This is a genomic window from Microbacterium sp. Root280D1, from assembly GCF_001428975.1.
Lineage (GTDB): Bacteria > Actinomycetota > Actinomycetes > Actinomycetales > Microbacteriaceae > Microbacterium.
The window spans coordinates 569,109-591,835 of sequence record NZ_LMJK01000003.1 but is presented as its reverse complement, the minus strand read 5'-3'; the positions used below and the strand labels follow the sequence as shown (position 1 = coordinate 591,835).

Below are 22,727 nucleotides of genomic sequence, written 5' to 3'. Positions count from 1 at the left end.
GCTCAGCTGCGTCGGCGCCGCGGGAGTGCGACGACCACGGATGCCACGGCGACGATCACCATGCCGACGATCTGCCAGAGCGCCGGCCCCGCGGCCGCGGGCCAGATGAGGTCGATGATCACCGACGTGGCGAGCTGACCGAGCACCGAGCCGAGGCCCATCAGCAGCACGCCGGTATGCGCGACGATGAAGGCGCCGAGCAGGATGTACGCCGCGCCGAGGAATCCTCCGAGGTACAGCCACGGCTCGGTCGGCAGCGCATCGGGCACCCCTCGCACGGCGATGCTGATGCCCGCGGCGGCCAGCAGCGCGACGGTGCCGGCGATGAAGCTCATGAAGGTGGCCGCGAGGGGCGACCTCACGCGCTGAGCCAGCCTGCCGTTGGTCGCCGCCTGCCAGGCGATGCCGACACCCGCGGCGAACGGCAGCAGCAGCATCCAGAGCGGGGCGGTGGCCAGCACGTCCCCGCTCAGGGAGATGCCCACTGCGGCGAGCGCGAACGCGCCGCCCAGCACGCGTCCCGGCGTGATCGCGACCACTCCCGCCGGGCCGAACCCGATCCTGTCGAGGACGAGGCCGTGCAGCGTCTGTCCCGCCACCACGCCGACCGTGAACAGCGAGACGCCGAGCACGCCGGCGGTGATCCCCTGGGTCGATACGGTGAGTGCGCCGCAGGCGCCGCCGAGCAGCATCCAGAACGGGATGGTCCGATCGCGGATGCCGCCGCGCAGTCGTCCGACGCCTCGACGAGCCGAGGGAAGGCAGACGATCACGATCGCCAGGGCCGCGAGTCCCACGGAGAACGAGATGAGACCGGCCGCGATGCCGTTGTCGATCTCGACGCCCAGCACCCCGTTGATCCGCGCCTGGACAGCCGTCATGACGCCGATCGCGACCGCTCCGCCGAGCGCGAGGGGCGGGGAGAGACGACGAACCTGGGTCACCCGTCGACCCTAGCCGAGCGAGGATCCTCCTCCCGCAGCGTGCACGATGTCCGTGGCCGGGCGTACCCTGACGGCATGTGCGCGAGCTACGGACTTGACCCCCGGTTCACCGACACCGAACTCCTCGCAGCGGCCGACGAGGCCGTGCTCGACGGGCTCCGGGAGTGGGCTGAGCAGAATGCCCGCGAGACCGTTCGCCCCACCGGCAAGAACCTCCGCAATCTCAATCCGATCGTGGTCCAGCCCGACACCGCTCCGACGCTCGAGCCGGCGTGGTGGGGATTCCTCATCAACGGGGAGCCGTCGAAGTTCCCGTCGATCAACACCCGCTCCGAGCGGCTGCAGGAGCGCCCCGGCGGATTGAAGAGTCGCGCGCTCGTCCCTGCGACCAGCTGGTACGAGATGAAGAAGCCCGAGCGCGTGTGGCACGAGTTCCTCGTCGACGAGGGGGCCCTCTTCGGGATGGCCGCGGTCACCCAGAGAGGTCGCACCGCCGACGGCGAGTCCTTCACCTGCTACTCGATCGTGATGCGCCCGGCTCCTCCGCACCTCGCGGACGTGCACGACCGGATGCCGCTGCTGATCCCCGCGTCCCTGAGTGAGGAGTGGCTCACCGCCGAGCCCACGAAGGACATCATCGACGAGGCGCTGCTCGCCGCTGCGACGCTCGACGAGCGCGTGCACGCCGCGCCGCGCGCGAGCGACAAGGGCGCGGATCGGCTGTTCTGAGCTCATGGATTCGACGAATCTCGTCGCCACCGCGGCGGAGCGTGCAGAGGAGCTGCCGGGCGCGGCGCGGGAGAACCCGTTCGGTCCCGAGTGGGACGTGTACAAGGTGCGCGGACGCGTGTTCCTGCTGATCCCTCTCGACCAGACCGGGAGGGTCACGCTCAAGTCGCACCCCGACGACTCGGTCGCATTGCGCGAGACCTTCGCCGACATCGTCCCGGGGTACCACATGAACAAGAAGCACTGGATCACCCTGATGCCGGGGCCGTCACTCGACGAGGAACTCGTGTCCGAGCTGGTCACGGAGTCGTACCGTCTGGTGGTCGAGAAGCTCCCACGCGCCCAGCGGCCCGTGGATCCCGACCTGTTCGGGCGCCCCTCGTCCTGACGATTCCGCACCGGCCATCCACCGTGAGGATGACCCGCTGCCTCCGGGGAACGGTACCCAGGGAGGACGCGCGGGCCGCGGCGCCGTCGATAGCGTCGTAGACATGATCACAGCAGAAGGCCTCACGAAGAGATTCGGAGACAAGACAGCCGTCCAGGACGTGTCGTTCACGGTCAAGCCGGGCACGGTCACCGGGTTCCTCGGTCCGAACGGCGCGGGAAAATCCACCACGATGCGCATGATCGTCGGCCTCGACCGGCCGACGTCCGGCATCGCGACCGTCGCCGGCCGGGAGTACCGGAAGCTTCGCGCCCCGCTCACCGAGGTGGGGGTGCTTCTCGACGCGAAGGCGGTGCACACCGGCCGCACCGCTCGCAATCATCTGCGTGCGATGGCGGCGACCCACGGCATCCCCGCGTCGCGCGTCGACGAGGTCATCGACCTGGCGGGCATCGCGCCCGTCGCCCGCAAGCGCGCCGGGAAGTTCTCACTCGGCATGGGGCAGCGGCTCGGAATCGCCTCGGCCCTGCTCGGGGATCCGCACACGCTGATCCTCGATGAGCCTGTCAACGGCCTCGACCCCGAGGGGGTGCGATGGGTGCGACAGTTCGTGCGCCATGCGGCGTCCGAGGGGCGCACGGTCCTGTTGTCCAGCCACCTGATGAGCGAGATGGCGCAGACCGCCGATCACGTGATCGTGATGGGCCGGGGCAGAGTGCTCGCCGACGCTCCGCTCGAAGAACTCGTCCGCGCCTGGACGACGAACACCGTGCGCGTCCGCACGCCCCGCGCAGCGGATCTGGCCACAGCGGTCGGCGGTCCGTCGGTCGAGATCGTGAGCTCGGCTCCCGACCTTCTCGACATCGTCGGCCTGCCGGCCTCCCGCATCGGCGACCTCGCCGCTCGCCACGGCATCCCCCTGCACGAGCTCACCCCGACCACCGGGTCGCTCGAAGACGCCTATCTGGCGCTCACCGGCGACTCGGTCGAGTACCGCACGAAGGAGATCTCATGACCGTCCAGGCTCCTGCCCGCACGCGCCAGCACGTCGACACCGGACACCGCCTCACGTTCGTCCGCGCGATCCGCGGCGAGTGGATCAAGCTCTCCACGCTTCGCTCCACCTGGTGGTCCATCGGCATCGCCGCAGTGCTCACCGTCGGCATCGCGGTGCTCATCGCTCAGGCGATCGACCTGCCGGGCTTCGACCCCATTCAGGCCGTGGTCATGCCGATCCAGTTCACGATGCTGCTCGCGGGCATCCTCGGTGCGATCTCCGTGACGGGTGAGTACTCGACCGGAATGATCCGCTCGACGCTGGCAGCCAACCCGAAGCGCGGCTCCGTGCTCGCCGCCAAGGCCGTCGTGATCGCGGTCTTCCTGTTCGTGTCGTCTCTGGTGATCTTCTCAGCCGCAGCTGTCGCCGTCTCCGCGGTCGTCGCGTCGCGCGATCAGAGCATCGACTGGTCCGATCCGGCGGCATCGCTCCTTCCGATCGTCGTGTCGTCGCTTGCCATGTCCGTCTTCGCTCTCATCGGCGTCGCATTCGGCTTCATCCTGCGCTCGGGCGCCGGAGCCATCGCCGCGACCGTCGGCCTGCTGTTCGTCCTGCCGATCGTCGCGAGTTTCTTCACGATCGCCGGCGACGCGTGGACGTGGCTCCTCGAGACCGCGAACTACCTGCCGGTCGCCGCCGCTCAGAGTGCGATCCTTCCCGAGGGAGCCGCCCTCGAGGGCCCGGTCGCGTATCTCACGCTGGCCGGCTGGGTGGCTGCGGGCATGCTCGCCGCGTGGGGCGTGCTCCGCACCCGCGACGCGTGACCGAGAGCCGACCGATGACCGATCCGCGTAGAGTCGGCCGGTGACCACCCCGATCAGCCGCAGCACCTCAGTCCGCGAGGACGAGGGGCTGCGGCTGCCGCGTCCCCCCGGCGTCCTGCGCCGTTTCTGGGCGCGGCATCCGGTGGTCGCCGACGTCGTCATCACGATCCTGTGCCTGCTCCTCTCGCTCGTTCCCGCTGGTGCGATCACCCGCGATCTTCCGATGCCCCTCGCCATCGGCGTGGCGATCCTGGTCCCCGCCGCCGTGCTCGGCACGTGCGCGACTCTGCTCTGGCGGCGCAGGCACCCGCTGGTGCCGTTCGTGGCATCTTTCGCACTCGAAGCCCTGTTCCTCTTCGCGCTTCAGCCGATAGGCGCTCCTGTCCTGCTGGTCAGCTGCTACTCGCTCGCCGTGTACCGCTCGTCGCGGGCGGCGTGGACCGGCTTCGGCATCGCGATCGCATCGCTCGCGGCGCTCGCCGGTGCGCTCACCCTCACCGGCGTCATCACTCTGCAGATCGCCGCGAACGCCGTCGTGATGTCGCTGGTCCTCGGACTCATCGGCACTTTGATCGGTGTGAATGTCGGAGGACGCAAACGCTACCTGGCTGCGGTGATCGACCGCTCCCGCCAGCTGCTCGTGGAACGCGATCAGCAGGCCCAGCTGGCCGCAGCAGGCGAACGCGCCCGCATCGCCCGCGAGATGCACGACATCGTCTCGCACTCGCTCACGGTGATCGTCGCCCTGTCCGAGGGCGCAGCCGCGACACCGGATCCCGTGCAGGCGCGAACGGCGGCGTCCTCCGCCGCCGAGACGGCTCGCAGCGCGCTCACCGAGATGCGCGCGATGCTCGGAGTCCTCCGCGCCGATGATTCGCCACTCCCCCTGGCACCTCTCGAGCCGACGCCACCGCAGGAGACGGTCGCAGTGGCGCAGCGCGCCGGTTTTCCGGTGACGCTCTCCGTCACAGGCACCGCCTCGATCTCCACCGCTCTGTCGCATGCGCTCGGCCGCATCGTGCAGGAAGGCGTCACGAACGCCATGAGGCACGCGCCGATGGCGACGTCGATCGAGGTCAGGCTGATCTACGCCTCGGATTCGGTGATCGTCGAGATCCTCAACGACGGCGTCTCCGGCCCTGTCGGCACGACCGGGTTCGGCCTGCGCGGGCTCGTGGAACGTGCCGCGCATTCGGGCGGCACGATCACCTCTGAACCCGTCGAACGCGGTCGGTGGATGCTGCGCGCCGAGCTGCCTGTGTCGCCCGCCGATCCTGCTGACCTCGAACCGAAGGATGCACCATGACCGAGCCGATCAGGCTTCTCCTCGTCGACGACCAGGCTCTCATCCGCGTCGGCTTCCGGATGGTGCTCGACGCGGAGGCCGACATGGTCGTGGTCGGCGAGGCCGCGGACGGGCATGACGCGATCCTCCAGGCGTCCGGACTCCGTCCCGACCTCGTGCTGATGGACATCCGGATGCCGGGGCTCGACGGGATCGCGGCGACCGAGGCCATCGTCCGCGAGAATCCGGACACCCGTGTTCTGGTGCTCACGACGTTCGATCTCGACGAGTACGCCTTCGGCGCGATTCGCGCCGGCGCGAGCGGATTCCTCCTGAAGGACGCGCAGAGGCACGAGATGATCTCGGCGATCCGAGCCATCCACCGCGGTGACGCGGCCCTCTCACCGCGGGTCACGCGGATGCTGCTGGAGCATGTGACCCCGACGCTCGGCGCGACACCTGCAGCGTCCGCCACTGCGACCGAGGACCTGACGGCAGACCTCACCGACCGCGAGCGCGACGTCTTCGTCGAGATCGCGCGCGGCCTCACGAACGCGGAGATCGCTCAGGCGCTGTTCGTCAGCGAATCCACCGTGAAGACGCATGTCGGCAGGATCCTGTCGAAGCTGGGATCCCGCGACCGCATCCACCTGGTCATCCTGGCTCACAGGATGGGTCTGGTCGACGGCGGCCTGTCCTCGGGCTCTTAGCAAGGGCGGAGGACAGGCCGACAGCCTCAGGCCTTCGCCGGTGTCCACTCGGAGACGCGGTTCAGCGTCTCGATCTCGTCCTCGCGCAGTTCCAATCGCGCTCCGGCGAGAAGGTCAGGAACCTGCTCGACCGTCCGAGCACTCGCGATCGGGGCGGCGACCGTCGGCTGAGCACGCAGCCACGCCAACGAGGTCGCCGCGATCGAGGCGCCGTGGGCGTCGCCGATCTCCTCAAGAGCGTCGATGATGCGCAGCCCCGCCTCCGTCGCGTATTTGGCCGCACCGGAGGCGCGCGGCGAGGTCTGACCCTCGACGGCCGTCGAACGGTACTTGCCGGTGAGGAATCCGCTCGCGAGCGAGTAGTAGGGCACCAGGCTCAGACCGAACTCCTGCGCCACCGGGATGATCGTCTCCTCGACGTCGTTGCGGTGAACGAGGTTGTAGTGGGGCTGCACGGCGACGGGCGACGCCGATCCCGTGCGACGGGCGATCTCCACCCACTCACGGATGCGCTGCGCGGTGTAGTTCGACACCGCGACGTTGCGTACGAGGCCGTCTGAGACGAGCTCGCCGAATGCGGTGACCGTCTCCTCCAGCGGCACGGTCTCATCGTCGAAGTGCGCGTAGTAGAGATCGATGGCGTCGACGCCCAGTCGGGCGAGCGATGCCTCGGCGGCCCTGCGCACGTTCGACGCCGACAGCCCGGAGAACTCCGGGTGCTGGCTCACCTTGGTCGCCACGATGACGCCTTCGGGCTTGCGTGACGCGAGCCACTCACCGATGATCGTCTCGCTCTCGCCGCCCGAGTTGCCCGGCACCCACGAGCTGTACCCGTCTGCGGTGTCGATGAAATCGCCACCACCCGCCACGAAGGCGTCGAGCACGGCGAAGGAGGCATCACGGTCGGCCGTCCAGCCGAACACGTTGCCTCCGAGCGAGAGCGGGAAGACGTCTAGGTCACTGTTTCCGATACGAGTCATACCGGGGAGAACGTGTGCTCTGCTCGCACTATTTCCCGTGTGACGATCTGTGTCGTCGAGGGAGTCGCGGATGCGATCCGCTGGACGGTGCCGACTACAGGACTCGAACCTGCAACCCCCGTATTACAAGTACGGTGCGCTACCAATTGCGCCAAGTCGGCGGACACCACCCAGCTTAGCGATGGGCGGCGGGCACCACGAACTACGGCGCCGGGGTCTCCGAGGGTGCGGGCTCCGTGGTCTCGGTCGGCGCGGGAGTGGGAGTCTCGGTGGCGTAGTACGCGTCACTTGCGACCGTGAGCACGAACTGGGAGAACTCGCTCGGGTCGTCGAGGGCGCCGACGTAGGCCTCGCCGTTCACGACGATCATGGGCGCGGCAGTGAGCACGAGGTCGTCCGAACCGACGAGCGGGCCCTCCAGCGCACGGGACGTGGCTTCCTTCGCCCAGGTGACGTAGTCCTGATCCTCGATGCACGACCGGACGCTCTTGACGTTGTCCGAGCCGACCGCGCCGGCGATGTCGGCCAGCTGAGAATCGGAGAAGCCGTCGGTGTTCACCTCGGGCTGGTCATCGAGCAGGTCGTGGTTGAACGCGTAGAACTGTGCCGGCGAGTGCGTCGCGACACAGGCCGCGGCCGCCGCCGAACGCAGGGAGTACTTGGTGCCGTTCGAGCTCGCGGTGAGCAGTGCGACCGGGTGGTAGGTGACCGTCGCCGCACCCTCCGAGATCCAGTTGACGAGCTGGCGCGCGTTGGCGCGCTCGAATTCACCGGCATCCGGCGACAGGTAGTCGACGTAGATGTGGATGTCGACCGTGCTCGACGTGGTGGGCTCCGGGGTCGGCGTCGTCTCGCCACCCGCCTCGGTCTCCTCCGGGCTCGGAGGCGCGACCGTCTCGTCGGACATCGCGGACGCGCTGATGTCGGAGACGAGGATGCCGTCGTCGTTCATCCCGCCCGGGGTGAGCTGCGGCTTCGAGACCTGTGCGGAGACGGCGAGCGTGATCGCGGTGCCGATGGCGCCGACGGCGACGACGGCGATCGCCCCGAGGATGATTCGTCGCATCACGCGCGCCCTCGACTGCTGGGCATGCACCTTCTGTGCCTTCTCCCGCACGACCTCACGCGAATTGCGAGGGCTGGGGACGTTCGGCGTCTCGTCGCTCGACATCGTTCCTCTAGACAGTCTCAGGGGGGCAGGGTGGCCCCGGACGCCACTCGGGCGGCGAACGCCGCGTTAAGCGGCCGAGATCGATGTTAACCAGCCAGGCTGAGAAATACCCAGATGCACGGGCATCTGCCATACTGATCCCGACCCGATGAGGGGTCACGGCGGATCGCTCCGCCGCTCTATCACTACGGATCGTCCGGCACGTACCTGCCGGTGAAGGAGAAACACAATGGCATCTGTGACTTTCGACGAGGCCACCCGCCTCTACCCCGGCGGAACCCGCCCGGCTGTCGACAAGCTCAACCTCGAGGTCGCTGACGGCGAGTTCCTCGTTCTCGTCGGCCCGTCCGGCTGCGGAAAGTCCACCTCGCTGCGTATGCTCGCCGGCCTCGAAGAGGTCAACGCCGGCCGCATCCTCATCGGTGACCGCGACGTCACCGACGTGCCGCCGAAGGACCGCGACATCGCGATGGTGTTCCAGAACTACGCGCTGTACCCGCACATGACGGTCGCCGAGAACATGGGCTTCGCGCTCAAGATCGCCGGCGTCGGCAAGGAAGAGCGCGCCAGCCGCGTGCTCGAGGCCGCGAAGCTGCTCGACCTCGAGGAGTACCTGACCCGCAAGCCGAAGGCCCTCTCGGGTGGTCAGCGTCAGCGTGTCGCGATGGGTCGCGCGATCGTCCGTCAGCCCCAGGTCTTCCTCATGGACGAGCCGCTGTCGAACCTCGACGCCAAGCTCCGCGTCCAGACGCGCACGCAGATCGCGTCGCTGCAGCGCCGCCTCGGCGTCACCACGGTCTACGTCACGCACGACCAGACCGAGGCTCTGACCATGGGCGACCGCATCGCCGTGCTGAAGGACGGACTCCTCCAGCAGGTCGGTTCGCCGCGTGACCTGTACGAGAAGCCCGAGAACGTCTTCGTCGCCGGCTTCATCGGCTCGCCCGCGATGAACCTGTTCAGCGCAGACCTGGCAGACGGCGGCGTGCGCTTCGGCACCGAGGTCGTCCCGCTCGACCGCGACACCGTGGGCCGCGCCAACGGTTCGCAGGTCACCGTCGGCGTCCGCCCGGAGGACATCACCGTCGGCCCCGCCGACGGCAAGGGCCTCTCGGTCGTCGTCGACCTCGTCGAGGAGCTCGGCGCTGACGGTTACCTCTACGGTCACACCGAGATCAACGGCAAGCGCGCCGACCTGGTCGCACGTGTCGACGGTCGCAGCCACCCCAACGCCGGTGAGACCGTCACCCTCGCGGCGAACGCGGGCCACGTGCACGCGTTCGACATCGAGTCGGGCGTTCGTCTGAACGACAAGCCGATCGTCTCCGCCTGATCGGACCCACTGACGCGGCGCGGGCTGACTTCGGTCGCCCGCGCCGCTTCTTTCTTTTCCGCCCCGACCCACTGGAGAGACATGCAGGATGCGCTGCGGATCACGGCGAGCTCGATCGACCCGGCCCTGCTCGCCCTCCCCTGGTCGACCCCCCTCGGCAAGTGGCCGTCCGAGCAGATCGTGTCGCTTCCCAAGGGGCTGTCACGGCATCTGGTGCGCTTCGCCGACCTCTCGGGCAAGGTCGTCGCGGTCAAAGAGACGACCGATGAGATGGCGAGGCGCGAGTACGAGATGCTCGGCAACCTGGCCAGGCTCGATGTGCCCTGCGTCGACCGCGTCGCCGTGATCGCGGGGCGATCGGATGCCGCCGGCGAGCCGCTCCCCGCCGCGCTCGTCACCTCGCACCTGCGCTTCTCCATGCCGTATCGCGCCCTCTTCACCCGGGTGCTGCGCCCCGACACGGCGAATCGCCTGGTCGACGCCCTCGCGGTGCTCCTGGTGCGCTTGCACAACGTCGGCTTCTACTGGGGCGACGTCTCGCTCTCGAACACGCTCTTCCGCCGGGACGCCGGCGCTTTCGCGGCCTACCTCGTCGACGCCGAGACCGGTGAACTGCACGAGGAGGGGCTCACCGACGGGCAGCGCCTCTACGACCTCGACCTCGCCCGCACCAACATCGCCGGGGAGATCATGGACCTCGCGGCCGGCGGACGGCTCGAGCACGGCGTCGACGCGGTCGCGATCGCCGACGGCATCGTCTCGTCGTACCACTCGCTGTGGGCGGAGCTGACGGTGCAGGAGTCCTTCGCCGCGGCGGAGACCTGGCGCATCACGGAGCGCGTCGAACGCCTCAACGCCCTCGGATTCGACATCGACGAGATGTCGATGTCGACGACCTCCGACGGCACGGTCGTCGAGATCCAGCCGAAGGTGGTGGATGCCGGACACCACCAGCGCCGCCTGATCCGCCTCACGGGCCTGGACGTCGAGGAGAACCAGGCCCGCCGCCTGCTCAACGATCTCGACGAGTTCCGTGCCCGTTCGACCAAGCAGTGGGTCGACGAGGAGATGTACGCGCACGAATGGCTGACCCGCGTGTTCGAGCCCGTGGTGCGTGCGATCCCCTGGGAGCTGCGCGCCAAGCTCGAACCCGCAGAGGTGTTCCACCAGGTGCTCGAGCACCGGTGGTATCTCTCTCAGGCGCAGGGACGCTCAGTCCCGCTCGCCGAGGTCCTCACGAGCTATATCAACGAGGTGCTGCGCCACCGCCGCGACGAGGCGACCATCATGGGCCCGCCCACCGAGACGATGAGCCTGCCCGTCATCACAGGCACGCACTCCGTCGCCGATGACGACGACGAGGTCGACTGGCGCGACCTCGTCTGACGTCAGTACCCGACCGTGAAGCGTCCGCGACGGTGCGCCGGACGCTCGATCTCGTCGACCACCGCGACCGCGAAGTCCGCCCCCGAGATGAAGGACTTGCCCTCGGCGTCACGCACGAGCACATCTCCACCATCGCGATAGTGACCGGTGCGCTCACCCTCGGCCCAGGGTCCGAAGACCTCGGCCGGGTGGATGAAGAACCAGTCCAGCGACCGGTCCGTGCTCTGGAGCAGTGCGAGCGAGTCGATGCCGACCTGTGCCTCGTGCTTGTACTCCTCAGGGAAGTCGAGGTCGAAGAGGCGCGGGCCATGCGGGGCGACCAGGCTTCCACCGGCGCCGCCGACCACGCCGAGACGGGTGCTCGTATCGGCGAGCTCCGCGATGACGTTCGTCAGCGCCTCGAGCACGCGGTCCGCCATGTCGCCACGCGGCGAGAGGGCCGAGACGACGGCATCCGCTCCGTCGAAGGCGTTCGCGAGCGACGAGGCGTCCAGCGCCGAGCCCTGCACGTACGAGGCGCCGTCGACAGCATCGGTCGGCGTGCTGCGTGAGATCGCGATCACGTCATGGCCGCGGCTCACCGCCTCGGACACGATGTGGCGTCCGGCGTAGCCGGTTCCTCCGAGCACGACGATCCGAGCCATGACTTCTCCCCTACTTCTTCGCGTTGCGGATGGACGACACCTGGTAGAGCGCGACCGAGGTCGCGATGCCGGCGTTGAGCGATTCGGTCACGGCCGAGATCGGGATCGACACGATCTGATCGCAGGTCTCGGCGACCAGACGCGAGAGGCCCTTGCCCTCTGAACCGGTCACGATCACGACGGGGCGGTCCGCCAGCTGGAGCTCGGGCAGCAGCACGTCGCCGTCGCCGTCGAGGCCGAGCACGAACACGCCCTGCTTCTTGAACTCCTTGAGCTGCGTGGTGAGGTTGGTCGCCAGTGCGACCGGCACGCGTGCCGCAGCACCGGCACTCGTCTTCCAGGCTGCCGAGTTCACACCGGCCGAACGACGCTGCGGCAGGATGATGCCGTGTCCGCCGAACGCACCGGTCGAGCGGATGATCGCGCCGAGGTTGCGGGGGTCGGTGATGCCGTCGAGGGCGACGAACAGCGGGACCTCGCCCTTGTCGATGACGGCCTCGAGGAGGTCCTGCGGGTGCGCGTACTCGTACGGCGGCACCTTGACGGCGACGCCCTGGTGGACTCCGTCGAAGCCGGCCATGCGGTCGAGCTCCTGACGCGTGACCTCGAGCACCGGGATTCCGCGGTGGGTGGCGATCGACAGCATCTCCTTGACGCGGTCGTCCATCTCGACGCGCTGCGCGATGTAGAACGCCGACGCGGGGATCTTCGCCCGGAGAGCCTCGAGCACCGAGTTGCGGCCGGTGACGACCTCGACCTCAGTGGTGTTGTCCTTCGCGCGGGCCGAGCGGTTCGGGTTGCCGCCGGACGTCTGACGCTGCCCCGGCTTGCCCTTTCCGCCCGATGCCGCATAGCGCTCGGCCGCGGCCTTGCGCTTGCCGGCCGGGTGCCAGGCGCGGTCCTCCGCCTTCGGGGTCGGTCCGCGTCCCTCGAGGGACTTGCGTCCGAGTCCGCCGGTGCCCTTGGTCGGGCCCTTCTTCTTGCCGTTGCTTGCGCCGGGGCGCTGTGGCTTAGCCATCGATACTCCAATGAGTTCCGGCCGGAGAGTCCTCCAGCGTGATTCCTGCCGCGGCGATCGCATCACGGATGCGATCGGCCGCCGCCCAGTCCTTGTCAGCGCGCGCCTGCGCGCGCTGGGTGATCATCGTCTGCACGAGCGCGTCGAGAGCAGAGGCCTGCGCATCGCCCGTCGACGCGACACCCACGCGCTCGAATCCGAGGACGTCGAGCATCGCGAGCACCTCGCTCCTCGCCGTCCCGGCGCCGTCGGCATCACCGGCGTCGAGCGCCGCATTGCCCGCGCGCACGGTGTCGTGCAGGACTCCGAGCGCCTGCGGGATGCCGAGGTCGTCATCCATCGCGGTGGCGAACGCCTCGGGCAGCGACGTGCGCTCCCCCCAGCCGAAGGTCTTCGGAAGCATTCGCTCTGCGCGCTCGACGAACGTGCGGATGCGGCCGAGTGCCGCCTCTGCCTCGGTCCACGACGACTCCGAGAGGTCGAGGCTCGAGCGATAGTGCGCGGCGGCGAGTGCGTAGCGCACCACCTGCGGATCCCGCTCCGAGAGCACGTCGCTCGCCAGGGTGAAGTTGCCCAGAGACTTCGACATCTTCTGCCCGCCGACCGTCACGAGGCCGTTGTGCACCCAGTAGCGTGCGAAGCCGTCTCCGGCGGCGGTCGACTGGGCGAGCTCGTTCTCATGATGGGGGAAGCGCAGGTCGAGGCCTCCGCCGTGGATGTCGAACTCGGATCCGAGGTAGCGCTTGGACATCGCCGAGCATTCGATGTGCCAGCCAGGGCGACCTGCGCCCCAGGGCGACTGCCACACGGCATCCGCCTGCTCGTCGGGCTTGGCACCCTTCCACAGCGCGAAGTCCTGCGGGTTGCGCTTGCCGCGAGGGTCGGCATCCTCCGCCGCCTCCATCGCGTCGACGGACTGGTTCGTCAGCGACCCGTACTCCGTCCACGAGCGGACGTCGAAGTAGACGTCGCCGGAACCGTCCGGTGCAGGGTACGCGTGGCCGCGCTCGATGAGGATCGCGATCAGCTCCTGCATCTGCGGGACGGACGCCGTCGCGCGCGGCTCATAAGTCGGGGACAGGATGCCGATGCCGGCATACGCTGCGGTGAACTCCTGCTCCATGCGGTATGCGAGCGCCCACCACGGCTCGACGTCCGTCGCGTTGACGAGCACCTTGTCGTCGATGTCGGTGACGTTGCGCACGAACGTGACGCGGCCGTAGCGGTGAGTCAGCCAGCGCCGCAGGAGGTCGAAGCTCAGCGCCGCTCGGACGTGACCGATGTGAGGGCCGGACTGCACGGTGGCTCCACAGACGTACATCGTGATGTTCTCGGGATCGAGAGGCACGAAGTCGCGCAGCTGCTGTGCGCGGGTGTCGTAGAGGCGGAGAGTCACCGCACAAGCTTACCGGGCGGCGCAATCCGAAGACTGGGTGTGACCCCGGCCCTGCCGCCGCTCAGTCGACCGGGTAGACCTGCCCGGTCTGCACGCCGAGCACGCTCTTCGCGAAGGCCTGCCCCACGCGGTGCGACGACACGGGCACGAAGCCGGGGAACGACGAGTGATACGACGGCGCATCCGCGAGCACCGACGGGCTCACGGCGTTGATGCGGATGCCGCGGGGCAGCTCGGTCGCCGCGGCGACGACGAAGGACTCGATGGCTCCGTTCGCGAGCGACGCCGCGGCGCCGGTGGCGATCGGCTCGCGCGAGAGGATGCCGGAGGTCAGCGTGATCGAGCCGCCGTCGCGCACATACGACGTGCCGATGCGCACGACGTCGAGCTGCGACAGCACCTTGCCACGGAAAGCCGCTTCGTAGTCGCTCCGGCTCAGCTCGTCGAGCGAGCGGAAGGGCACCTCTCCCACGGCGACGATCACGGCATCGATCTGTCCGACCGAGGCGAAGAGGTGCTCCACCGACGCCGAGTCGGTGACATCGACGGACGGCTCGCTGCTGCGCGACGCCGAGATGACCTCGTGTCCGGCCAACGCGTCGACGGCCGTGCGGCCGACCTGTCCACTGGCTCCGATGACCAGGATCCTCATGCTGCCTCCTCCGGATCGCGCGACGATCGCACGACGTTCTCCGACAACGAGCGCGGATGCTGAGACATTCCCGCGCAATCCGCGACGCCTGTCAGACCGCATGCACCATCGCGACTGCCGTCACCGCGATCCCCTCGCCTCGCCCGGGAAACCCGAGTCCGTCGGTCGTGGTCGCCGTGACGGAGACCGGCGCGCCACCGAGCGCGGTGGACAGGACCTGCTCCGCCTCCGCGCGTCGCGTGCTGAAGCGCGGTCGATTGCCCTGGAACTGCGCCGAGACGTTGCCGATCGCGAAACCGGCCTCGGTGAGGATCTCCCGGGTGCGGGCGAGGAAGACGTCCGCGTGTGCGCCGGCGTACTCGGGGTGTGCGGTGCCGAAGTGCTCGCCGATGTCTCCGAGCCCTGCTGCGCCGAGCAGCGCGTCCACGATCGCGTGAGCGACGGCATCGCCGTCGGAGTGCCCGGAGAGCGCCGGCTCCCCCGGCCACTGCAGGCCGGCGAGCCACAGGTTCCCGTCTCCACCGAATGCATGCACGTCGGTGCCGAGGCCGACCCGGGGCCCCGTCCACGTCGGGGCGAGCTCGGGTGCCGGAACGGCGACAGCCGCCAGCAGCTGGCGGGCGCGCTCGAGGTCGGCGGGCGTGGTGATCTTGAATCCGCTGGGTGAACCCGGGATCTGACGCACGAGGTGTCCGGCAGCGGCGAACAGCGCCGCATCATCGGTGTACTCGACGTCCGAGCCGCTCGCAGCATCGTAGGCGGCCTCGAGCAAGGCTCGCGGAAACCCCTGCGGCGTCTGCGCTGCCGCGAGCTCGGAGCGATCCACCGGCGCGATGACCGCGTCTCCGTCGACCCGCTTGAGCGTGTCGACGACGGGGAGCGTCGGGATGACCCCTGTCTCGCCGTCGATCGCCCGGGCCACGGCGTCGATCACTTCCGGCGGGGTCAGCGCGCGCGCCGCGTCATGCACGACAACTCGCGTGATGTCTCCCCACAGGGCCTTCAGACCGGCGGCGACCGACTGCTGCCTGGTCTCTCCGCCCGTCACGACCCTGCCGAGGTCGACGCGATCGCCGGCCGCAGCACGCACCTCGGTCTCCGCGTCGCCCTCGAACCCTGCGGGGGCGACCACGATGACCTGCGCGGGCGCCGCCGCGAAGACGCCGTCGAGCGCGTGGCGGAGGATCGAATGGCTGTCGATGCCGACGAACGCCTTGGGCGCTCCGGCATCCAGTCGCGTGCCGGAGCCGGCGGCGACGACGATGATCGCGGTGTCAGGGACGGGAAGCATGCTCACCAGGTTCACGTTACCGGCGCGCACGAAAAAAGGCGGATGCCGAAGCACCCGCCTTGTCTCGATCCGCTCAGGAAGCGAGGACCTCGTCGAGCAGCGCGCTCGCCTTGTCCTCGTCGGTCTTCTCCGCCAGAGCCAGCTCCGAGATGAGGATCTGACGAGCCTTCGCCAGCATCCGCTTCTCACCGGCCGACAGACCGCGGTCCTGATCCCGACGCCACAGGTCGCGGACGACCTCGCTCACCTTGATCACGTCGCCGGAGGCGAGCTTCTCGAGGTTCGCCTTGTAACGACGAGACCAGTTCGTGGGCTCTTCGGTGAACGGAGCGCGGAGCACCTCGAACACGTTGTCGAGCCCCTCCCGGCCGATGACATCGCGGACCCCGACCAGATCGACGTTCTCCGCAGGCACCTCGATGATGAGGTCCCCCTGGGTCACGTTGAGCTTCAGGTATTTCTTCGCCTCACCCTTGATGATGCGCTCCTTGACCTCGATGATGGTCGCAGCGCCATGGTGCGGATAGACGACAGTTTCGCCAACCTCAAAAAGCATAAAAACTTGTCCTTTCGGCAACCTCAAGGATACCACAGGGGACATGCGCTAAGGTTCGCGCCGCCGCGTCCTCGGGCGGTGCCCCGCATGCGCATAGAATGGGACGCGGATATCCCGTCGTACCTCAGGAGGACCCGTGAAATCGCGCCTTGTTGCGTCTGCCGCCATCAGCGCCCTCGTTCTTCTGGGCGCGACGGGCTGCACGTTCATCTCGCCGCAGGCGACGACGATCGAATACTCCGCCTCCGACGGCGTCAACGTCTCGGACTCCGACGGTCCCATCGACGTGCGCAATGCCTTCATCGTCGCGAACGAAGACGGATCGGTCGGCAACTTCATCGGCGCCGTGGTCAACCCGACCGCCGACAAGGCGACGCTCACGATGACCGTGTCGGGCTCCGATGAGCCGTTCACCGTCTCCGTGCCCGCGGGCAAGACCGTCAGCTTCGGTGCCGACGAGGAACCGCTGCGCATCGACGGACTCGACACCATGCCCGGCGCGACCATCGAGATCCACTTCCAGTCGGGCGACGGTGCCGGCACGAAGACTCAGGTTCCCGTTCTCGACGGCACTCTGCCGTACTACGCCGACCTCGTGCCCACGGAGCAGAAGTCGACACCGACGCCCGAGCCGGCCCCCACGGACACGGCTGCCCCCGCTCCGGCGGAGTGAGCCGGCGCATACGCTGACGAAGAGGCCGACACCCTGCGGGGTGCCGGCCTCTTCTCCGTCATGGGGACGGGCGTGCCGTCCGACGACTGCGTCAGCCCTCGAAGCGGTACCCGAGACCGCGAACCGTGACGAGCATGACGGGCTCCCCCGGGTTCTCCTCGATGCGGGAGCGGATCCGCTTGATGTGCACGTCGAGCGTCTTCGTGTCTCCGAAGTAGTCGCTCCCCCACACGCGGTCGATCAGCTGACCGCGCGTGAGCACTCGACCCGAATTGCGCATCAGCACCTCGAGGAGCTCGAATTCCTTCAGAGGCATGTTGATCTGCTGTCCGGCGACCGAGACGGTGTGGCGATCGATGTCGAGCGAGACGCGTCCCCCGTCGAGCACGCGCTCGTCGAGCTCGCTGTCGGCCTGCACCACGCGACGAAGGACCGCGCGCATCCGGGCGAGCAGCTCGCGGGACGAGTACGGCTTTGTGACGTAGTCGTCGGCGCCGAGCTCGAGTCCGACGACGATGTCCACCTCCGAGTCCTTGGCCGTGACCATGATGATCGGCACCGCCGAGGTCGAGCGGATCTGCCGGCACACCTCGGTGCCCGGCATGCCAGGCAGCATCAGGTCGAGGAGCACGACGTCGGCGCCGCACTCGCGGAAGGCGGCCAGCGCCCCTGGACCGTCCTCGGCGATCTCGACCTCGTACCCCTCTCGGCGCAGGAGGTAGGCGAGCGGGTCGGCGAGGTCGGGCTCGTCTTCGACGAGAAGGATGCGGGTCATGCGTTCTCTCCGTTTCGGACGCGAGCAGCGGCCTTGGCCGCTTTGCGCTCGCGCTTCTTCTTGTTCTTCTGGTCCTTGTCGATGCTCGGGGGAGCGTCGATCCTCGGAAGCCTGATGGTGAAGGTCGAGCCTCGTCCGGGGCGCGACCAGAGGCGTACTTCGCCGCCGTGGCGCTGTGTCGCATGCTTGACGATCGAGAGTCCGAGCCCCGTTCCGCCGGTGCGGCGGGACCGCGCCTCGTCCGCCCGGTAGAAGCGCTCGAAGATCCGCTCCCGATCCGCCTCCGCGATCCCGATGCCCTGGTCCGAGACCGCCACTTCGACCACCCCTTCATCGGCCTTCACACCGATGCCGACGCGCGATCCCTTCGGGGAGTAGACGATCGCGTTGGCGATGAGGTTGCCGAAGGCCTCGATGAGGATCTGCGAGTCGCCGCGCACCCAGACTCCGCGATCGCCACCGCGGGCGAGTTCGACCCCGGCGGAGTCGGCCTGCACCACGTGCGCCTCGAGCGCGGTGGCGAGAACCTCGTCGATCGAGACGGGCCGCACATCGGACAGCGCATCGTCGGTCTGCAGTCTCGAGAGACTCATGATCCGACCGGTCAGCTGACCGAGACGTGCGGCTTCGGCCGAGATCCGGGTGGCGAAGTGGCGCACCTGAGCAGGGTCGTCGGCCGCCGATTCGATCGCCTCGGCGAGCAGAGTGACGGCTCCCACAGGGGTCTTGAGTTCGTGGCTGGTGTTCGCCACGAAGTCTCGGCGCATCTGATCGAGGCGCTCCTGCTCCGTGACGTCGCGGATGATCAGCAGCGTCATGCGCGGACTGATGGCGCTCGCCCGAGCCGACACGAGCCGTGGATCGAGGCTGAGCCCGCCGCGCGTGATGCGCAGCGACTCGGTCGCCGAACTGCCCTCGATGCGTCCGCCACGCACGAGCTGACGCAGCTCGGGGTTCTCCAGGGGTGCGCCCACCTCGATGCCGAACCTGGTCGCCGCCTTCGAGACGGCGAGCACGAGTCCGGAGGAGTCGACCACGCATGCCGCATCGTCCATGCTGCCGAGCACGGCGGTCACACCGTCCGGGACCACGAGCGAGGTCTCATCGGCCACGCGCGCCCGCGCACGGTATGCCCAGGCCACGAGAAGGGAGAGGCCGACGCCGATCACGAGGCCGACGGCCAACGCGAGCAGCGCGATCTGCGGCAAGGTCATAACCCCAGCGTAGAGTGCGTTCACCCGCGGATCGGCGGGTTCGCGCGCCCCTGAGCCACGGCGAGAAGTACTATTCACGTGCTGGGCACCGTTCGTTAACCTTCGGAGCAGACAATCGCTTTCGGGCCTGTGCGGGAGCGCTGTGCTCTCCTCTCGTGCGAGCGGCCCGGCCGTCTCGCGTTGACACCACAGCCGAGACCCGAACGAAAGGTTGCGCCGACATGCGCGAAGTCTTCCATCAGTCCCTCGAGGACCTGCAGTCCCAGCTCGTGGAGATCGCCGACCTCGTCACGGTCTCCATCGACAAGGCCACCCGCTCCTTCGCCACGAGCGATGTCGAGCTGGCCGAAGAGGTCATCGCCGATGACGCCAAGATCGATGCGCTGGCCGTGGCGCTCGACGAGCAGGCCATCGAGATCCTGGCCCGCCAGCAGCCGGTCGCGCGCGACCTGCGCGTCGTCGTCACCGCGCTGCGCGTGAGCGCCTCGCTCGAGCGCATGGGCGACATGTCCGAGCACATCGCCCAGCTCGCACGCCTGCGCTTCCCCGAGCGCGCGATCCCGAAGGGCCTCAAGGGCACCTTCACGAAGATGGGCGAGCTGGACGTCGAGATCTCGCGCACGCTCTCCGAGCTGCTGCGAACCCAGGACCTGAAGCTGGCCGACACCATCCGCAACACCGACGACGACATCGACGAGCTGCACGCCAGCGTCTTCGAGAAGGTGCTCAGCGACAACTGGAAGGGCGAGGCCACGGCGACGGTCGACGCGACGCTCGCCAGCCGCTACCACGAGCGCTTCGCAGACCACGCGGTCGCGGTCGCCAAGAAGGTCATCTACCTGGCGACCGGCGACTGGCGCATCGAGGAGGAGGACATCGCCCTCGCGGTCGAGCAGCAGCAGGAGCTCGGCCACGCCTGAGCGCCGATGACACGACGAAGGGGGCGGATGCTGTCAGCATCCGCCCCCTTCGTCTGCGGTGTTACTTCTTGCCCTGCGCTGCCACGGCGGCAGCACCGGCGGCGGCAGCCTCGGGGTCGAGGTAGCGGCCGGGACCGGTGGGGACGTTGTTCTCGTCGAGCTCGTACACGAGCGGGATACCGGTGGGGATGTTCAGCTCGGCGATGTCATCGTCGCTGATGCCCTCGAGGTGCTTCACGAGGCCGCGCAGCGAGTTGCCGTGCGCGGTGACGAGGACCGTCTTGCCTGCTTCGAGGTCGGGGACGATCGCGTCGTCCCAGTACGGCAGCAGGCGATCGATGACGAGCTTCAGCGACTCCGTCCGCGGCACCTCGCCGTCGATGCCGGCGTAGCGCACGTCATTCACCTGGCTGAACTCGCTGTCGTCGTCGAGCACGGGCGGCGGCACGTCGAACGAACGGCGCCACAGCTGGAACTGCTCCGGACCGAACTCCTCGAGCGTCTGCGCCTTGTCCTTGCCCTGCAGAGCGCCGTAGTGACGCTCGTTGAGGCGCCACGAGCGCGTGACCGGGATCCACAGGCGGTCGGCCGCGTCGAGCGCGATGTTCGCGGTCTGGATCGCACGGCTGAGCAGCGAGGTGTGCAGCACGTCGGGCAGGATGCCCGCCTCGGCCAGGAGCTCGCCGCCTCGGCGGGCCTCGTTCCGGCCCTGCTCGTTCAGGCGGACGTCCACCCATCCGGTGAAGAGGTTCAGTTCGTTCCACTCGCTCCGGCCGTGACGGAGCAGGATCAGGGTGCGCTTCGAAGTCATGGCCCCAGTTTATCGGCGCAGCCGGACGCGTACACGCCCATGCCCTGCGAGGATTGACGCATGGCGTCATCTCCCCTCGGTCGGCCGACCCGCGGCACCACCGGGACGAACAGGCTGCGCCGCAACGACCGCTGGATCGCGGTGAGCCCCGCGTTCCGCCGCGCCGTGGATCCGCTCGTCATCGACCTCGGCTACGGCGCCAGCGGGGTGACCGCCTTCGAGCTCGCCACCCGACTGCAGCGCGTGCGAGCGGATGCCGAGGTGCGCGGCCTCGAGATCGATCCGGTCAGAGTCGCGACCGCGACTCAGCAGCTGGTCGAGGTGCAGGCAGGGAACACCGCCTTCTCGCCCGATCTGCGCGTCTCCTTCGCCCGCGGTGGATTCGAGGTGCCTCTGCCTGCCGGGCGGCGCCCCGCGGTGATCCGCGCGATGAACGTGCTCCGCCAGTACGACGAGTCCGATGTCGCCGCGGCCTGGAGCACGATGGCCGGGCGCCTCGCTCCCGAGGGCCTGCTCGTCGAGGGCACCTGCGACGAGATCGGTCGGGTGTCGAGCTGGGTCGACGTCGACCCGACCGCATCGCCGCTCCGGTTCACGATCTCGCTGCGTCTCGCGGATCTCGAGCATCCGAGCATCGTCGCGGAGCGGCTGCCGAAAGCGCTGATCCACCGCAACGTGCCCGGCGAGCGCGTGCACGCCCTGCTCGTCGACCTCGATCGCGAGTGGAGCCGTGCGGCGCCGTTGTCGGCCTTCGGAGCGACGCAGAGATTCCTGGGCGCGGTCGCCGCTCTGCGCGATCAGGGCTGGCCCGTGCTCGGCGTCAAGAGCCGGTGGCGACTCGGTGAGCTCACGCTCCCCTGGGATGCGGTCGCGCCGCTCCCCTGAAGGGAGCTTCTCGCCCCGCGAGTCAGCCCGCCTGGCGCGGATCCGGTGCGCTCGGGCGTCGGGACAGTCGGGTGATACGAGGGATGTCGGCCGTGGCACCGGCATCCGCCGGCACGATCACCTGCTGCGTCGCGGCGATGTCGACCCCCTCGGCGCGGACGACGAGATCGCCGACCGGCGTGCGACGCGACAGGATCGCGAGCGCGATGGGTCCGTCTTCATGGTGCCGGGCGACCGACGTGATGTGACCGACCTCGTCGTCGCCCGCGAGCACCGCATCGCCGACCGCGGGCAGCACGGCCTCGCTGCCGTCGAGGTGCAGTGCCGCGAGCCTGCGCGGCGGGTGACCCAGGTTGTGGACCTTCGCGACGGTCTCCTGTCCGCGGTAGCAGCCCTTGTTGAGGTGCACGGCGGTGCGGATCCAGTCGGACTCGTGCGGCAGCGAGCGCTCGTCGACCTCGGCCGACCACCGCGGTCGCCAGGCGGCGATGCGCAGTGCCTCGGCGGCGAGGAGTCCGGCGACCTCTTCCGGTGAGAGCGTCGCTGCCAGCGCATCTGCTGCCTCGGCGGTCGCGATGGCCACCTTCCAGGCGAGGTCTGCACCCGGGTGATCGAGGACCTCGGCGTACTGGTGACCGCCCGCGCTCACGCGCTGCCACGGATCGGTCCAGATCAGCGGTGCGCCTGCAGGAGCGGATGCCGCAGCAGTCCCACGCTCAGCCGCCGCGCCTCCGTCGACGAAGCCGAGCAGCGCGAGATCGGGACGCACCGCGACGGTGGCCTGTGTGCGGAACTTCATCCGCGTCAGCCAGGTCGCCAACGCCTCGGCGTCGCCGGCATCCGCGATGAGCCAGGTCGATGCCCCGTCGTCGAGGACGCCGGCGGCGTGCTCGACGCGCCCCTGGGGATCGAGCACGAGCATCTCGGTGCTCTCGCCGGGCGCGAGCCGACCGACGGACTGCGAGGTGATGGAATCCAACCATCCGAGTCGTTCGGGGCCCGCGACCTCGATGACCGTCCGGTCGTCGAGCGGCACGATCGCCCCGCCTGAGGCGAGGCGACGCTGCTCACGGAACGCGTCGCCGAAGTGGGCGATCCCGCCGTCGCCGGTCACAGCGCCGGGGATGCCGGAGAAACCGGTCATG

General features: G+C 68.9%; 24 protein-coding genes and 1 tRNA gene. 11 read left to right on the top strand and 14 right to left on the bottom strand.

Annotation, left to right across the window (positions count from 1 at the left end):
• Positions 1–2: 2 nt before the first annotated feature.
• Positions 3–944, bottom strand: coding sequence for a DMT family transporter (locus tag ASE34_RS15330; protein WP_056279900.1), 942 nt, complete (start codon positions 942–944; stop codon positions 3–5).
• Positions 945–1,019: 75 nt separating this feature from the next.
• Between ASE34_RS15330 and ASE34_RS15325 the strand changes: the two genes are divergently transcribed.
• The 6 genes from ASE34_RS15325 (at position 1,020) to ASE34_RS15300 (ending at position 5,877) form a co-directional block, all read left to right on the top strand.
• The gene (locus ASE34_RS15325) at positions 1,020–1,673 is read left to right on the top strand and encodes an SOS response-associated peptidase family protein (protein WP_056279898.1); all 654 of its coding nucleotides are present in this window, start codon (positions 1,020–1,022) and stop codon (positions 1,671–1,673) included.
• A gap of 4 nt (positions 1,674–1,677) precedes the next feature.
• Positions 1,678–2,061 (top strand): MmcQ/YjbR family DNA-binding protein, encoded by a 384-nt coding sequence (locus ASE34_RS15320; protein WP_056279896.1) that lies wholly within the window; start codon positions 1,678–1,680, stop codon positions 2,059–2,061.
• A gap of 103 nt (positions 2,062–2,164) precedes the next feature.
• Positions 2,165–3,076, top strand: coding sequence for an ABC transporter ATP-binding protein (locus ASE34_RS15315; RefSeq protein ID WP_053097271.1), 912 nt, complete (start codon positions 2,165–2,167; stop codon positions 3,074–3,076).
• Positions 3,073–3,882, top strand: a complete 810-nt coding sequence (locus ASE34_RS15310; RefSeq protein WP_053097273.1) for an ABC transporter permease — start codon at positions 3,073–3,075, stop codon at positions 3,880–3,882. Before ASE34_RS15315 ends, ASE34_RS15310 begins: the two co-directional genes overlap by 4 nt.
• A gap of 40 nt (positions 3,883–3,922) precedes the next feature.
• Entirely contained in the window at positions 3,923–5,188 is a 1,266-nt protein-coding gene (locus ASE34_RS15305) for a sensor histidine kinase (RefSeq protein WP_056279894.1), read from the top strand.
• Positions 5,185–5,877, top strand: coding sequence for a response regulator (locus ASE34_RS15300; RefSeq protein WP_056279892.1), 693 nt, complete (start codon positions 5,185–5,187; stop codon positions 5,875–5,877). The genes ASE34_RS15305 and ASE34_RS15300 overlap by 4 nt, the downstream gene beginning before the upstream one ends.
• Before the next feature lie 26 nt (positions 5,878–5,903).
• Here the strand turns inward: ASE34_RS15300 and ASE34_RS15295 are convergent, their stop codons facing one another.
• From ASE34_RS15295 to ASE34_RS15285, 3 genes are all read right to left on the bottom strand, one after another.
• A complete protein-coding gene (locus tag ASE34_RS15295) occupies positions 5,904–6,857 on the bottom strand; it encodes an aldo/keto reductase (RefSeq protein ID WP_056279890.1) in 954 nt (317 codons plus the stop codon).
• A gap of 88 nt (positions 6,858–6,945) precedes the next feature.
• Positions 6,946–7,018: transfer RNA gene (locus ASE34_RS15290), tRNA-Thr, on the bottom strand.
• 41 nt (positions 7,019–7,059) lie between these two features.
• On the bottom strand, positions 7,060–8,028 hold the full coding sequence (locus tag ASE34_RS15285) for a DsbA family protein (protein WP_053097290.1): 969 nt from the start codon (positions 8,026–8,028) through the stop codon (positions 7,060–7,062).
• Positions 8,029–8,257: 229 nt separating this feature from the next.
• Between ASE34_RS15285 and ASE34_RS15280 the strand changes: the two genes are divergently transcribed.
• Entirely contained in the window at positions 8,258–9,361 is a 1,104-nt protein-coding gene (locus tag ASE34_RS15280; RefSeq protein ID WP_053097292.1) for an ABC transporter ATP-binding protein, read from the top strand.
• An 81-nt stretch (positions 9,362–9,442) separates the two neighbouring features.
• On the top strand, positions 9,443–10,747 hold the full coding sequence (locus tag ASE34_RS15275) for a DUF4032 domain-containing protein (protein ID WP_053097294.1): 1,305 nt from the start codon (positions 9,443–9,445) through the stop codon (positions 10,745–10,747).
• Positions 10,748–10,749: 2 nt separating this feature from the next.
• Here ASE34_RS15275 and ASE34_RS15270 read toward each other — a convergent pair whose 3' ends face one another.
• The 6 genes from ASE34_RS15270 to ASE34_RS15245 form a co-directional block, all read right to left on the bottom strand.
• Positions 10,750–11,391 (bottom strand): NAD(P)-dependent oxidoreductase, encoded by a 642-nt coding sequence (locus ASE34_RS15270; RefSeq protein WP_056279889.1) that lies wholly within the window; start codon positions 11,389–11,391, stop codon positions 10,750–10,752.
• Positions 11,392–11,401: 10 nt separating this feature from the next.
• Entirely contained in the window at positions 11,402–12,409 is a 1,008-nt protein-coding gene (gene rlmB / locus ASE34_RS15265; protein WP_053097298.1) for a 23S rRNA (guanosine(2251)-2'-O)-methyltransferase RlmB, read from the bottom strand.
• Entirely contained in the window at positions 12,402–13,805 is a 1,404-nt protein-coding gene (gene cysS, locus ASE34_RS15260; RefSeq protein ID WP_056279887.1) for a cysteine--tRNA ligase, read from the bottom strand. The genes rlmB and cysS overlap by 8 nt, the downstream gene beginning before the upstream one ends.
• Before the next feature lie 61 nt (positions 13,806–13,866).
• Positions 13,867–14,457, bottom strand: a complete 591-nt coding sequence (locus ASE34_RS15255) for a short chain dehydrogenase (RefSeq protein WP_056279884.1) — start codon at positions 14,455–14,457, stop codon at positions 13,867–13,869.
• Positions 14,458–14,548: 91 nt separating this feature from the next.
• Positions 14,549–15,748: a 2-C-methyl-D-erythritol 4-phosphate cytidylyltransferase gene (gene ispD / locus ASE34_RS15250; protein WP_056280300.1), complete on the bottom strand. Its 1,200-nt coding sequence runs from the start codon at positions 15,746–15,748 to the stop codon at positions 14,549–14,551.
• A gap of 73 nt (positions 15,749–15,821) precedes the next feature.
• Complete coding sequence (locus tag ASE34_RS15245) at positions 15,822–16,304, bottom strand: CarD family transcriptional regulator (RefSeq protein WP_053097304.1); 483 nt, start codon at positions 16,302–16,304, stop codon at positions 15,822–15,824.
• A 136-nt stretch (positions 16,305–16,440) separates the two neighbouring features.
• On the opposite strand from ASE34_RS15245, the gene ASE34_RS15240 reads away from it, so the two are divergent.
• Positions 16,441–16,977, top strand: coding sequence for a hypothetical protein (locus ASE34_RS15240; protein ID WP_053097306.1), 537 nt, complete (start codon positions 16,441–16,443; stop codon positions 16,975–16,977).
• A 91-nt stretch (positions 16,978–17,068) separates the two neighbouring features.
• Here ASE34_RS15240 and ASE34_RS15235 read toward each other — a convergent pair whose 3' ends face one another.
• Positions 17,069–17,752, bottom strand: coding sequence for a response regulator transcription factor (locus ASE34_RS15235; protein WP_056279882.1), 684 nt, complete (start codon positions 17,750–17,752; stop codon positions 17,069–17,071).
• A complete protein-coding gene (locus ASE34_RS15230) occupies positions 17,749–18,966 on the bottom strand; it encodes a sensor histidine kinase (protein ID WP_053097309.1) in 1,218 nt (405 codons plus the stop codon). The genes ASE34_RS15235 and ASE34_RS15230 overlap by 4 nt, the downstream gene beginning before the upstream one ends.
• A gap of 221 nt (positions 18,967–19,187) precedes the next feature.
• On the opposite strand from ASE34_RS15230, the gene phoU reads away from it, so the two are divergent.
• Positions 19,188–19,886, top strand: coding sequence for a phosphate signaling complex protein PhoU (phoU, locus tag ASE34_RS15225; protein WP_053097311.1), 699 nt, complete (start codon positions 19,188–19,190; stop codon positions 19,884–19,886).
• 61 nt (positions 19,887–19,947) lie between these two features.
• Here phoU and ASE34_RS15220 read toward each other — a convergent pair whose 3' ends face one another.
• The gene (locus tag ASE34_RS15220) at positions 19,948–20,697 is read right to left on the bottom strand and encodes a phosphoglyceromutase (protein WP_053097313.1); all 750 of its coding nucleotides are present in this window, start codon (positions 20,695–20,697) and stop codon (positions 19,948–19,950) included.
• A 60-nt stretch (positions 20,698–20,757) separates the two neighbouring features.
• Here ASE34_RS15220 and ASE34_RS15215 point away from each other — a divergent pair, with 60 nt between their 5' ends.
• A complete protein-coding gene (locus ASE34_RS15215; RefSeq protein WP_056279881.1) occupies positions 20,758–21,582 on the top strand; it encodes a class I SAM-dependent methyltransferase in 825 nt (274 codons plus the stop codon).
• 22 nt (positions 21,583–21,604) lie between these two features.
• Here the strand turns inward: ASE34_RS15215 and ASE34_RS15210 are convergent, their stop codons facing one another.
• The gene (locus ASE34_RS15210) at positions 21,605–22,726 is read right to left on the bottom strand and encodes a YgfZ/GcvT domain-containing protein (RefSeq protein ID WP_056279879.1); all 1,122 of its coding nucleotides are present in this window, start codon (positions 22,724–22,726) and stop codon (positions 21,605–21,607) included.
• Position 22,727 lies beyond the last annotated feature (1 nt).